The sequence below is a fragment of the Candidatus Bathycorpusculum sp. genome (assembly GCF_009778815.1).
Lineage (GTDB): Archaea > Thermoproteota > Bathyarchaeia > Bathyarchaeales > Bathycorpusculaceae > Bathycorpusculum > Bathycorpusculum hydrogenotrophicum.
This window is the reverse complement of record NZ_WRFL01000021.1, coordinates 20,817-32,025: the sequence shown is the minus strand read 5'-3', so window position 1 is coordinate 32,025 and position 11,209 is coordinate 20,817. Positions and strand designations below refer to the sequence as shown.

Below are 11,209 nucleotides of genomic sequence, written 5' to 3'. Positions count from 1 at the left end.
TAAAAAATTGTTGTTTTAAAAGTTCTGTTGACTCTATTTTTAGGTCTCTATATGACACATAAAATAAGTAAAAAATCCTCTAAACATAAAATAATAGCTGGCATTGCAAACTTTTTTGACAAGCCCATTCGCAGAATCAAAATAGCTCTTAAACTCCAAAATCCCTCAACTGGCACGGCTGTCACGGCTGTTTCAAACCAAAAAACGACAACTCAGGAGGCAAATTAAAGTGGCACTACCAGACGCTTTGCTCCTTGCAAACTTTAGCATAGATGCATTACCTGCCTTTATTGTGTTAATCACAACTGCCTTTATCCTCTATCGGTCTTTGCCACTTGTTCGATCAGAAGGCCCCGAAGAACAAGCCCGCGCACAAAAAGTGCTTGTGGGATGCATCGTTGCAGGGGTGCTTATGGCAGTTGCAAAACCAGTAGCGTTCTGGGTGACAGGATGGAACGTAACAACCATGCAAGCTGGCCTTCCAACCGAACTAATCACCGCAGTTGATAATCTTTTGCAACTCTTGATGTACCTAGGAGTCGTAGTGGTCATCGCAGGCATCATCTACGGAGGCATACAACTAAGCCACACCACCACTAAATCCCACACCAATAAAACTCAACCCCTCCGCCGTTATCACGCTTAACGTCAAAATGTTTCTCTTAGGTCTGCTAAGTCTGCTCTTAGTTATCCCTTCTTTTCTTTTTCTCTCAACTATTATCCCGCCAACACAGGGACTATTTGTGGGGTTGTGGATTTTTTGTTTAAGCTTTGATATGTATTCAACTTTTAATTTTTACATGGAAGATCCTGCTAATTTTGAAAACAATGAGCGCAACAAACTCTTTAGCGGACTAACAAAAAAATTTGGCTTCAAAAAAGCCAGCCTGCTCTTTCCAATACTAATTGAAATCCCCCTGCTCCTGTTCTTTGCATTTCTACCCCTACAAATTCTACACAACTACATGTTCCCAAACACCCCTGTCAGTTTTATTGCTTGTCTTGCTGCAAGTTTTGGCATAGCCGCCATCGGCCACCTTCAAGCAGCCACAAAAAACATACAACACCACCACAACCACAACTCTTACAATCCCTAGTTTAGGTCAAAACGAGACACTGACTGTCTCGTTTTACCAAAAACTAGGGATTTGCTAAACCATATTTCCGTTGCCTATCATTCACACTAATTCGCACCTGCCCAACCGTATACCTCTTTAACATCAAACCAAGCTTTGTATTATTCCAATACGCATCAAACTCAACTCGGCCATTACCAAAACAATACAAAGACAAATGCTGCTGTTGTTGCCATATTACCGCTCGCACCTGATCAAGCATAACCTCAGTATGGCCTAAAGCGTAAAGCTGTTCCAACGCATTCTTTAAAGCATCATGATCCCTTAAGAACTGTGCTTGTTTTGGGGTGGGTTGTTGTAGTTTTTCTGCTATTTGGCGTCCAAGTTTGGTTAAGCTGTACTTATTGTAGCCATGACCATTTGGGTGTTGTACCGAAAAATCTGGCCGCTCCATAACTGCTGGTTTGATAAGTCCTTTTTTAATAAGTCTTGTCAAGGCGCACTTAAATTTGTGTTCTTTTTTTAACAGGTGGGGCTGAGATTTTTTTGAAGCCGAGCTGAAGTCTATCTCAAAGGTTGCGCATATATCAATCCAAAGAAAATTAGGGGTGCCAGGTGGGTCATCACACTTTAGCATCAGCAAAAGTATGATTTTCTCCCGCCAACCCAACTTACACACCGAACCAGACGGCTTTTCCCGTATTAACATCCAACAACCCCTTCCTAAACGGTTTACATCGACTACAACAAATCTCCACCACACCCCACTCACCATCACTATTACTATTGTTGGTGGGGTCTATGGTGTATTGGTGGTCGGTGTTGCATTTGTTACAGTGCACAATAAAGGTGTGTGGTGTAATGTCTATGAGGTCAAAGAACAGATTTTCTTTCTGCACCGATACAGTCAGGTCTCTAAAATTGGCGTGGTAATGGCGTCCGCACTCACAACAATAACTACCTGAAACCAACAACGCCCGCTGCTCCTCTGTTGGCTCTTCGGTTTTATCTTCAAATGTTTGTCCTTCTCCTTCTATTTTGTAGGTGGTGTTTTTTTGTAGCGTTACTGTGTGGTCTGGGTCAAATTCACTGTTGCTGTTGGTTTGGTGGGTTTGATTTGACAGTTTATTTGATAATTGATGTTGAAGGTTGGTTTGTTTAATGTAGGGTGGCAGGGGTGTGTGCTGTTTGGTGGGTGGTTGTAGGATGGCGTTTAGGGCTTTTAGCAGGGCGTGGGAGACTATGGCGTTTTTGAATTTTTCTACTAAACTTTTTTGTTGATATGGGGGAAATTGTGCGATTAGGTGCAGATGTTCGAGGCTAAGTTCAGGATATTTCTTTATGGATTTTTCAAGTATTGTGCGTGCTTCGGGAATTAGGCGGTCAAGGGAGAGTAGCCATTGTACTTCGGTTGGTGTTAGGGATTCTTGGTAGGTTCTGACTATGTCTATGCCTTGGGCTAAATCGTTTGTTACCACATCGTAGAGTTTAATCCAGTCGACTCTGCCACGTATGCGATTGTAGCTGATACAAAGTGCTCTTGCCTGCAACTCATCCACCTCTTGTATGAGAGCTTCTATGGTTATCCAGCCCAGTTCTTTTGCGATCTCCCAGCGATGTTCACCATCAACTATTTCGTAGAGGTCGGTGTTGGGTAGTTTTCTGACGATTATTGGGACTGTTTTTTCTTGGCCGTCTTGGGTCATGCGTTGTTTGAGGTTTTGTCTTTCTTGCCCGCCTAAAATGTTGCAGTTCCAAGTATTGGCTTTAATTTGGTTTATGCAAAGTTTCATAGAATTCACTTCTTGAGTAGGTTGTGGCTGAATTTTATGGCGGCAGATTCGGGGGGTAGGGCTGGGGCATATCGCATGCAGGTTTTGGCTAGTTTGGCTATGGTTCCGGTTCCAGTGTTTGCTACTTTTGCAAGTGGAATTAGGCGCAGGCGTTTGGCAAGCAGGTGATCTGCAGCTAATAGAGCAGCGGCCGCAACGAGGTTAGCTCGGCGGCTTGTTATGACGCCGGGGTTTGTATGTATGATTTGTATGGCATAGGTACTGATTTTGTTTGCATAAGCACTCTCTATATGTATGTCGGTTTCTAGTTGGGCGGCGATTTTTGTTATGTGTCCTGTTACTAGGGGTATGTTTGTTGTGCGGTTTTGGTTTGGTATGAAGTAGCTGGCGCGTTTTTCGATTTTCATTAGGTTTTTGATTTTGATGTAGGGTGCTAGTTTTTTGAGGTATTCATCGGAGCTTAATGGGTAGTTTTGTTGTTTTATGGTTGTCCATATTGATATGGTGGTGAGTTCGTTTTTGGTGAAGCGGATTTTTTTGGGGTTGTGTTTTTTTGTGGCACCGTATAGTTTTCGCATGTAGGCTATGGCCATTTCTTGCATGTGTAGGGGGAGTCCTATTTGGGGGATTATGTAGTGGATGTCAAAGGCTACGCTTATTTCGGTTCTTTTGTTTGCTGGGGTTTTTGTGCCAAGGGGGTTGGTGTATGCGATGGGGTGGGGTTTTGTGTTTTTGGTGGTGGTTGGGGGTGTGCGATCTTGTGGGGGTGTGGGTTCTGCTTTGTTTATTACTAGGCCGCATTTTATGCAGACGATTTCTCCTTTTGTGTTGTCGTCTATGATGTTTGTGCTACTACATTCGGAGCATGTTTCAGTTTCACACATAGTGTGTTTGCTCCTGCTTTGGCTGACTGGCTGATGTTGATGAGGCAATGAGTGTTATTTGGAGTGTTGGGTGGCTGTGTTGGTGGGGGTTGTTTGGTTTAGAATGGGTGTGGTGGGGGTTGTTTGGTTTTTTGTGTTTGCAGTTGAGTTTTGCTCTTTTTGTTGTTGTGTTGTTTTGGGGGTTTTGTACCCTTGTGTTTGGGGCTGTTTTTTTGCTGGATTTTTTGTCTTTAAATATCCAGACTGTTTTTACTGGTATCATGAAAACCAGTATTTTGTAACTATTTAAATGAGCAAAATTTTGTTTCACTTAATAAAATAATTGGTGTATCGTAAGTGACAAGCATTATGAACGTTAACTTATGGCATAGTTGTTGTTGCTAACTATTTTTGTTGCTCAGAGGAGATAGTTTGTTTATACGTTTGTTGTCTGAGTTGTTTTGGTTTGTGGGAGGTCTTTTGTTGTTTTTTAAAGTTACCTGCTTTTAGTGGTAGGCGATAATGTTGATATTGGAGCTCAAAGATGATGGACTAAATCCGAAAGTTTGGTTAAGTCTGATAGCTGTTAGCAAATCTGCTAAGGGGTTAGGGCTTTAGTGTTTATTGCAGAGGGGTTATGTGATGTGTGTGTTGGGTTAGTGTTGTATAATTTGAAAGGAGGGCTTGTTTAGTAGTATGGTTGGCGGGGAGGGAAATGTTGGGGTTGCTTCTGAGCGCATATTTGGCAAAATTTGCTCTAAAGAGGTTAGTGTTGAGGTTACTGGTACCCGCTCCCAAATTCCCGTCTGCCCCAATTGCGGCCTTAAGCATAAAAAAGTTTGGCGTGCAGGCACCTACAAAACAACCCTTGGAGATAACATACAACGCTGGGTCTGCCGCCAATGCAATTTACGCTTTAGCGATCCATCGGATAGTGCTTTAGCTAAAGAGCGACTGCAACAAGATCTCACTTTTGGAACGACTACATTAAAAAATGGTGATGCGGTGTCTGACTCTTGCCAAATAAGCGCATGGATAGCGAAAAATTTGGGACCCACAACAACAATATGTACGGAAAATGTGGGCGATATCTCCAAAATAATAAAGCATGCCGAATGGATGAAAAAAGAAGGATACAAACAATCCACCATAGTTCGCCGACAATCAGCCTTATGCGGATTACTAAAACTAAACGCTAAACTCGATGACCCTGAAAGCGTAAAAACCGTCATAGCAGATCAAGAACGCTGGAAAGCCTCGCAGAAACAAGTAGTCGTCTTTGCGTATGATCTCTATGCTAAACAATATGGTTACAGTTGGGATCGACCATGGTATGAACCCGTAAAAGAGTTACCCTTCATACCCCAAGAGCGCGAAATCGATGACTTAATTGCTGGAGTACACAAAGAAATAGGTCTACTATTGCAAATTGGTAAAGAAACAGGCGCAAGGGCGGGAGAAATCTATGATTTACTATGGACAGATATAGACTTTGAAGGACGAACCTTGAGCCTACGTGCTGAGAAAAACAGCAATCCCCGCCGCTTCACTATGTCTAAAAAGCTCCAAAACCTGCTCGAATGCTACCCCAAAACTACTGAGCGCATCTTTACCCACTACAAAGACCTACAAAATATGCGATGCACATACGAAAGGCAACGCAAACGCTTAGCCATAAAACTCTGCAACCCCCGACTAAACCAAATAAAAATCCACACCCTGCGACACTGGAAAGGAACCACCGAATACGCAAAAACAAAAGACATCCTGCACGTCATGCAAGTCCTTGGTCACAAAAACATCAAAAACACACTCCTCTACACGCAGCTCATCAATGTAGAGGAAGACAAAGGATACATATGCAAAATCGCAAAAACCCCCGCAGACGCAGTCATTCTTATCGAGGATGGCTTTGAGGAGCATACAAGCTTTGATAACGGTAATACTAAGCTGTTTCGTAAGCGCAAAACATGAGTTGCCTAGTGCATATCCAAAAAACAAAAAACTGCCTAGTGCATATGCCAAAAGTATGGAGTGGTGCCGAGGGCAGGGTTTGAACATGCGACAACTCGGTCTTCAGCCGAGCGCTCTCCCAGGCTGAGCTACCTCGGCACGTTTTTCCATGCCTTTTCTTTACCTCAGCACATTTGATTGTGCCGCTGTAAACAGAGAGCGTTATCATTTACATTCCACCAAGAATATTAAGCTATCCTTTACACCCGCCCATTCAAGGCCTTGTTCTAGCCAGGTTGGAGTGTAATGTTGCTCAGCCGTAGCGTTCATCGTGTGTCCATAACCTGCCAACCATCATCATGGACGTCATGTGGCATTTTTAAGGCGTCATCGTCCAATATGTCCCCTTTTTTTCTAAAAATTTGAGTTTGATTAAAGTTGTGTTGATTGTGAGAGGGGAGATGGTGATGAATGTTGTCAGGGGGTGAGTCCTGATGGGTATGTGTCCCCTCTCACGAGTTAGCATATATTTGTTTAGCCTTATAAAATTAACCTCTGCAAATTCTTGGGATATGATAAACGCTATTTGACCCAGCAATTGCTGTGCACACATCTCAGTAGCTAAGTTGTGTAGCAGGTGAGAGGGAGGTTGAGAACTGAGTACCGAATGTGGGGATTGAGTTGAGTATAAGGGCGCCTCCCTTCTCACAGCACTTGTATGGTTGTTTGGTTTTATATGGATTAGTTCAATTAGGGATTACTACGATTTATGCAATATATCATAGAAGGATAAACGTAAAATGCCTGCAACAGTTTTGGCTGAGTAGAGGTTGTGCCTCTGGATCCTGCGCACAAACCTCAGTGAAACATTGCCAAGTCACAACACAGATAAGATATGTCAAAAGTATAGCCGTCAATAAGTGCAATCCACCTACTTACATAGAAGTCCGTTTGCTCATAGTGCAGATGTTTAGAGATTGCAAATACGGGGATAGCAAATACAGAGCAACTGTAATCTTGGAATGGGAAAGGCTTTATGAACGGATGCAATATATTTGGAATCTGATGGGCCGTTAGTCTAGCTGGCTAGGACGTCGCCCTCACGCGGCGAAGATCACCGGTTCAAATCCGGTACGGCCCACCAAACGCCAATTTAACAAGGGTGGTTACCTTTTTAGACAATTGGCGCAAACAAGAGTTTTACCTTTTGTGCTATATCACCAATTAAATATTGGGATCTCAATGGATTACGGGTGGAGCAAGTTTTTACCCGTGGAAAATATCTGCTAAAAGGCAACTTATCGTTTCATTTCTTGTATAACATCAGAGTGGTTCAGGTGGTGTTTTTGTGGTGAGCGGTGTTTAAGGCTTATAACTTTGAAAGACTGTATTGTTTTTGGGTTTTTATGCATCATAAAGGTATTTTTGCACTTGCAGGTGTGTTTTTGGTTGTGATGTTAGTTGTGCCTATTGTGTTATTTACTTTGCAGGCATCTAATGATTTAATTATCATTCAAAATCCATCTGGTATGGATACAGGTGAAAGTCCTCCAACGGTTCCCGTTCAGCAAATCCAACAGAGCCATGTCACAACACTGCTTATTGTCATATTTGTTGAGGTTATTTTTGTTTCCCTTTTTATTGTTGCAATCTATTACGGCATAAGACACATTCACCCCCAACAATAGTTAACTTGATTGGCCAAGTTTACATATCGTTGCAGGAAAAATTTTAGAAGTAATAAGCTGTGGAGGATTAGTGTTCTTGTGGTTAAAAGCTGGTAAAGTGGTTCTAGTTGCTCTTTATAAATAGATGCTTTATATAGTGGCTGTGTTATTTATATAAATAAGCCCGTGAGATGGCATGAGTAAACGCAAACCCATTATTAACATTCAAAACATAGTCGCGTCTGTTTCCCTGAATCAAAAGATCGACTTGCAAAGAATCGTGGAAAAATTCCCGCAAACTGAGTACAATCCTGCAGTTTTCCCGGGTCTAGTTTTTCGGCTTAAAAAACCCAAGACAGCTACGCTTATTTTCGGAACTGGCAAAATGGTTTGCACCGGTGCCAAATCTGAAAAAGAGTCCCGCGGCGCAGTGGAAAAAGTAGTTAAAGAGCTCCGCAGTGAAGGCATCCAAATCACAGAAAAACCCATCGTTAACATTCAAAACATTGTGGCCTCAGCCGAACTTGGCGGCGAAATTGACCTAGAAAGCTTGGTCTATAAACTCAGCCGGGTTATGTATGAACCTGAGCAGTTCCCGGGTGCAGTTTATCGTATGGATGAACCAAAGGTGGTCTTTCTCATATTTAGTGCCGGCAAACTTGTTTGTGTAGGTGCTAAAAAAGAAGAACAGGTCTATGAGGCTGTTGATAAAATCCAGCAACTCCTAGAAGAAAAAGAACTCATCTACTACCCATCCTAACACAAACTATTTCTTACTTTTCTTTTTTTAGCCTTTTAGTCTTCGGCGTACTGCCGGGTTGGTTTCGGCTAGTTTTTTTAGGGCTTGTTCAAAGGTTTCCTGAGATGTTAGTTCTTTTTTGATATAGATGCCTGTTCGGCCTACGGTATCTCGTCGGAGCAGGGTATGGACACGGTTTAGAATGGTCTGGGTTGAGATGCCTAAGAGGTTGGCGGTTGTTTCTTCTTTGTTTATGATATTGCTCTCGATGTGACCTGTTTTGGTGGGCTCAATAAGCATGAGGCGCTTATCTATGCCTGATATGCGTAGGTTGGCTTTGAGCTCGGCAAGGTTTGCTTGGCCGCCAAAACGGTAAAATTCGCGTTGTACTAGGCGCATCTCCATGAGGGGAAATGAGACGGTGGTTTGCTCGTCGAGTTCGATGTGGGCTTTCATGGCGTTGTTGGGGGTTGCCTGCACAATTCGTCGGTTGCTTATGGGGAGGTTTGCTTTTTCAAGGGCTGTCTCTACTAGGAAGCTGTTTGGGATCTCGGTTATAAAGATGTCAATGTCGCTGTCTTTTTTCACATCCCCCCGAGCTGTGCTGCCATGAACAATTGCGTGCATATGCGACAACTCAAGGGCAGTCATTATGGTTGCTGCTTTGACTCGAAGAGTTTTTAGTTGGGTCCAGCGGGCTTCACTGTAGATTACCTCTCTATAGTCGCCGCAACTTGTGGGTTTAACTGCCATATCACTCAAACATTCTCTCTATGCGCCATCACATATTTGCTTATGCACAAACCCACCAAAACAACAGTCTGCACGCGGTTAATTAGCGGCATTGTTGTGTGTTGGGTTGTTTGTTTGGGTGTTTCAAAAACTAGACACCTTATTCACCGTTTGTCCAGTGATCAAATGCTTAAACAGTGCACTTGTCCAGTAATTAGATGGTTTGTTCGCACACTTAGCATTAAATCAAATAAAACCCTATACGGTATAACGGTGGAGCGATGGGAGAAATCACATATTCACCTGACATGACATCACAACCTCCCATCAGGGACACTGGGTTTAGCACATCTTCCTTCCCTTTTGCTCCTCTTATGTCAAACCCAGCGGTCCACTCCACCAACACCCCACCACAACCAAAAACAAACCAAACCTGTACAGACACACTTCTTAAAAAATCAACAAAGGCACGAACAGACAATAAAGGAACAAATAAACTCAGACGCTATTCATAGCTTCTCAGGCTAACCAAAATCGAACAAAAAACACACTTACAAACAAACAAAGAAAAACAAAAACACATACCAAGCAAACTTCAGTCATCATTACAGGGCAGAAGTTTTGTTAGGCGGATCAAGCCCTGCGCTGACAAATTAAGCGGCCAAAAACATTGTGAGTAACCGCCTGCTCCACCAGCAACCTAACCCGCCCAACTGAGTGGCTATCTTTGCATTCCTAACAATAGCTAACCTGGTTTCAAAATATAAAGAAATGTTGTCACAACAAGTTACAACAACTAAAAATCAATTATTACAGGCGATTCTTTATCTACAGATATGTCAATACGCCAAACTATTTAAACCTACAAAAAACCTACAAAAAAGAGAGCGACTTGTGAGGCACACTTGAGTCTCTAAGCCTCTCAACAACATAACTATGGTGGCAGGTTTGCTCATAAGTGGCTACACTAGTTTTCGTTGAAGCCCTGAACTTTAAGAAAATAAGGGTTGTTGCCTTCGGCTTGGTTTGTGCTTCTTCGTAAAATAGGTCTCCAAACGCCAAACTAAACTTCGCAGCATACACAAAATATTATAAAAAACAATCACAAACACAACACAATACAATCTAGCAAAACAATAGATTAAACAAAATATATCTGGATAAAAATAGTACAAAATAACGGGTAGCTACAAAAGATCTGCCTCAAAAAACACCCCCAACAACCTAAAGAGAACTGTCATGAGACACCAAATAAACTACCTCCACCAAGACTACAATCTATTCGAAAATGAAACCTTCATACAAACAGCCCAATGCCTAAACCCCAACCATTTCACAAGAAACCGCAAAATGCCCCTAAACAAACTAATACCCCACATCCTAACACGCAAAGGCACCACTCTATCCATAGAATTAAAAAGATACCGCCAAACAATACAACAAACTATGAACCAAACAAACACCAACAACCAAACCATAATAACCAAAACCGGCTACCTCAACCAACGCAAAAAACTAAACCCCAAAGCAATAGAAACCCTCTGCGACTACCATACCACCCACCTCTACACAAACAACAAACCGACCTAAACCTCATAAACGGCTACCTATCCGTCGTATATGACGCCACAACCACAAACCTACCCACTACCCCTGAGAACCTAAAAAAAATACGGCAACACCACCAGCCACGGCACCAAACCCCAAGCATCACTGTGCCTATCCTGTTGCCATGACGTCCTAAACAAAGTAATACTAACCTGCACCATAAACCCGTTTACAATTCAACGAAATCACCCAAGCAAAAATGCATCTCCAAAAACTCCCCACTCTAACCGATCACATACCCGCCATAATTCTCATAGACCGTGTTTACCCTTCTTTGAACCTTTTTATTCCATGGCTTACAAGTGACCAAAAATTTGTCATCCGACTTAGAAAAAGTGACTTTAAAGCGGAACAAGCCCAGATGCAAATCCATGATGAAAAAGTCACCCTAAACCTTACCCCTCAGCATATAGCTAATCATAGAAGCAAAGAGCTCTATGAGGTTTTAATACAAACACCCAGCAGTAGTATCTGTTTGCACATTGTTAATATTTTGCGTGCAGATGGGAGTTATGTTGGTGTGACGACTATCTTGTACGTCTTTTAGTGCGGCTGAGGTGGTTTGTCTGTACAAGTTGCGGGTTATTGCCGTGTGTCAGCACGTACCGACGTCAGCTAAAATGCTATCCTAAATAATCTGCGCTTGTCAAGTTCATGACATTGGACTTATAACAGCTTAAAGGGTAGATTTTTCTATTCCCATTTAGACAGACTTCTCCGCATCCAACATGTCTACTGCCTACTGACCGGTAGTTATTATGTTATTTAGAGCAGATTT

General features: G+C 42.4%; 12 protein-coding genes and 2 tRNA genes. 8 read left to right on the top strand and 6 right to left on the bottom strand.

Annotation, left to right across the window (positions count from 1 at the left end; all coding sequences use genetic code 11):
• Positions 1 to 229: 229 nt before the first annotated feature.
• Both FWF39_RS05835 and FWF39_RS05830 read left to right on the top strand, forming a co-directional pair.
• On the top strand, positions 230 to 646 hold the full coding sequence (locus FWF39_RS05835; RefSeq protein ID WP_343382503.1) for a hypothetical protein: 417 nt from the start codon (positions 230 to 232) through the stop codon (positions 644 to 646).
• 7 nt (positions 647 to 653) lie between these two features.
• Positions 654 to 1,097 carry a hypothetical protein gene (locus FWF39_RS05830; RefSeq protein ID WP_343382502.1) on the top strand — a complete coding sequence of 148 codons (444 nt, stop codon included), beginning with the start codon at positions 654 to 656 and terminating at the stop codon, positions 1,095 to 1,097.
• Positions 1,098 to 1,140: 43 nt separating this feature from the next.
• Here FWF39_RS05830 and FWF39_RS05825 read toward each other — a convergent pair whose 3' ends face one another.
• Genes FWF39_RS05825 through FWF39_RS05810 form a run of 4 tightly spaced genes read right to left on the bottom strand, consistent with a single transcriptional unit; the run spans position 1,141 to position 4,015 of the window.
• Positions 1,141 to 1,785: a hypothetical protein gene (locus FWF39_RS05825; protein ID WP_343382501.1), complete on the bottom strand. Its 645-nt coding sequence runs from the start codon at positions 1,783 to 1,785 to the stop codon at positions 1,141 to 1,143.
• The gene (locus tag FWF39_RS05820; protein ID WP_343382500.1) at positions 1,748 to 2,869 is read right to left on the bottom strand and encodes a ParB N-terminal domain-containing protein; all 1,122 of its coding nucleotides are present in this window, start codon (positions 2,867 to 2,869) and stop codon (positions 1,748 to 1,750) included. Before FWF39_RS05820 ends, FWF39_RS05825 begins: the two co-directional genes overlap by 38 nt.
• Positions 2,870 to 2,874: 5 nt before the next feature.
• Positions 2,875 to 3,753: a TFIIB-type zinc ribbon-containing protein gene (locus tag FWF39_RS05815; protein WP_343382499.1), complete on the bottom strand. Its 879-nt coding sequence runs from the start codon at positions 3,751 to 3,753 to the stop codon at positions 2,875 to 2,877.
• Positions 3,746 to 4,015, bottom strand: a complete 270-nt coding sequence (locus tag FWF39_RS05810) for a hypothetical protein (RefSeq protein ID WP_343382498.1) — start codon at positions 4,013 to 4,015, stop codon at positions 3,746 to 3,748. The genes FWF39_RS05815 and FWF39_RS05810 overlap by 8 nt, the downstream gene beginning before the upstream one ends.
• Before the next feature lie 401 nt (positions 4,016 to 4,416).
• Here FWF39_RS05810 and FWF39_RS05805 point away from each other — a divergent pair, with 401 nt between their 5' ends.
• Entirely contained in the window at positions 4,417 to 5,706 is a 1,290-nt protein-coding gene (locus tag FWF39_RS05805; RefSeq protein WP_343382497.1) for a site-specific integrase, read from the top strand.
• 61 nt (positions 5,707 to 5,767) lie between these two features.
• Here FWF39_RS05805 and FWF39_RS05800 read toward each other — a convergent pair.
• Positions 5,768 to 5,844 (bottom strand) — tRNA-Phe (locus FWF39_RS05800).
• A 908-nt stretch (positions 5,845 to 6,752) separates the two neighbouring features.
• On the opposite strand from FWF39_RS05800, the gene FWF39_RS05795 reads away from it, so the two are divergent.
• From FWF39_RS05795 to FWF39_RS05785, 3 genes are all read left to right on the top strand, one after another.
• A tRNA-Val gene (locus FWF39_RS05795) sits at positions 6,753 to 6,829 on the top strand.
• Positions 6,830 to 7,130: 301 nt separating this feature from the next.
• A complete protein-coding gene (locus FWF39_RS05790; protein ID WP_343382496.1) occupies positions 7,131 to 7,373 on the top strand; it encodes a hypothetical protein in 243 nt (80 codons plus the stop codon).
• A gap of 175 nt (positions 7,374 to 7,548) precedes the next feature.
• Positions 7,549 to 8,112, top strand: coding sequence for a TATA-box-binding protein (locus FWF39_RS05785; RefSeq protein ID WP_343381314.1), 564 nt, complete (start codon positions 7,549 to 7,551; stop codon positions 8,110 to 8,112).
• Positions 8,113 to 8,139: 27 nt separating this feature from the next.
• Here the strand turns inward: FWF39_RS05785 and FWF39_RS05780 are convergent, their stop codons facing one another.
• A complete protein-coding gene (locus FWF39_RS05780) occupies positions 8,140 to 8,844 on the bottom strand; it encodes a nucleotidyltransferase domain-containing protein (protein WP_343382504.1) in 705 nt (234 codons plus the stop codon).
• Positions 8,845 to 10,062: 1,218 nt separating this feature from the next.
• On the opposite strand from FWF39_RS05780, the gene FWF39_RS05775 reads away from it, so the two are divergent.
• Complete coding sequence (locus FWF39_RS05775; protein ID WP_343382495.1) at positions 10,063 to 10,413, top strand: hypothetical protein; 351 nt, start codon at positions 10,063 to 10,065, stop codon at positions 10,411 to 10,413.
• Between the two features lie 217 nt (positions 10,414 to 10,630).
• Positions 10,631 to 10,978, top strand: coding sequence for a hypothetical protein (locus FWF39_RS05770; RefSeq protein ID WP_343382494.1), 348 nt, complete (start codon positions 10,631 to 10,633; stop codon positions 10,976 to 10,978).
• The last annotated feature ends 231 nt before the right edge of the window (positions 10,979 to 11,209 follow it).

Coding starts and splice junctions, on each gene's coding strand:
- FWF39_RS05780 (WP_343382504.1), bottom strand. CDS start 8,844: ATGGCAGTTAAACCCACAAGTTGCGGCGACTATAGAGAGGTAATCTAC.
- FWF39_RS05820 (WP_343382500.1), bottom strand. CDS start 2,869: ATGAAACTTTGCATAAACCAAATTAAAGCCAATACTTGGAACTGCAAC.
- FWF39_RS05770 (WP_343382494.1), top strand. CDS start 10,631: ATGCATCTCCAAAAACTCCCCACTCTAACCGATCACATACCCGCCATA.
- FWF39_RS05810 (WP_343382498.1), bottom strand. CDS start 4,015: ATGATACCAGTAAAAACAGTCTGGATATTTAAAGACAAAAAATCCAGC.
- FWF39_RS05775 (WP_343382495.1), top strand. CDS start 10,063: ATGAGACACCAAATAAACTACCTCCACCAAGACTACAATCTATTCGAA.
- FWF39_RS05825 (WP_343382501.1), bottom strand. CDS start 1,785: ATGTTAATACGGGAAAAGCCGTCTGGTTCGGTGTGTAAGTTGGGTTGG.
- FWF39_RS05830 (WP_343382502.1), top strand. CDS start 654: ATGTTTCTCTTAGGTCTGCTAAGTCTGCTCTTAGTTATCCCTTCTTTT.
- FWF39_RS05815 (WP_343382499.1), bottom strand. CDS start 3,753: ATGTGTGAAACTGAAACATGCTCCGAATGTAGTAGCACAAACATCATA.
- FWF39_RS05785 (WP_343381314.1), top strand. CDS start 7,549: ATGAGTAAACGCAAACCCATTATTAACATTCAAAACATAGTCGCGTCT.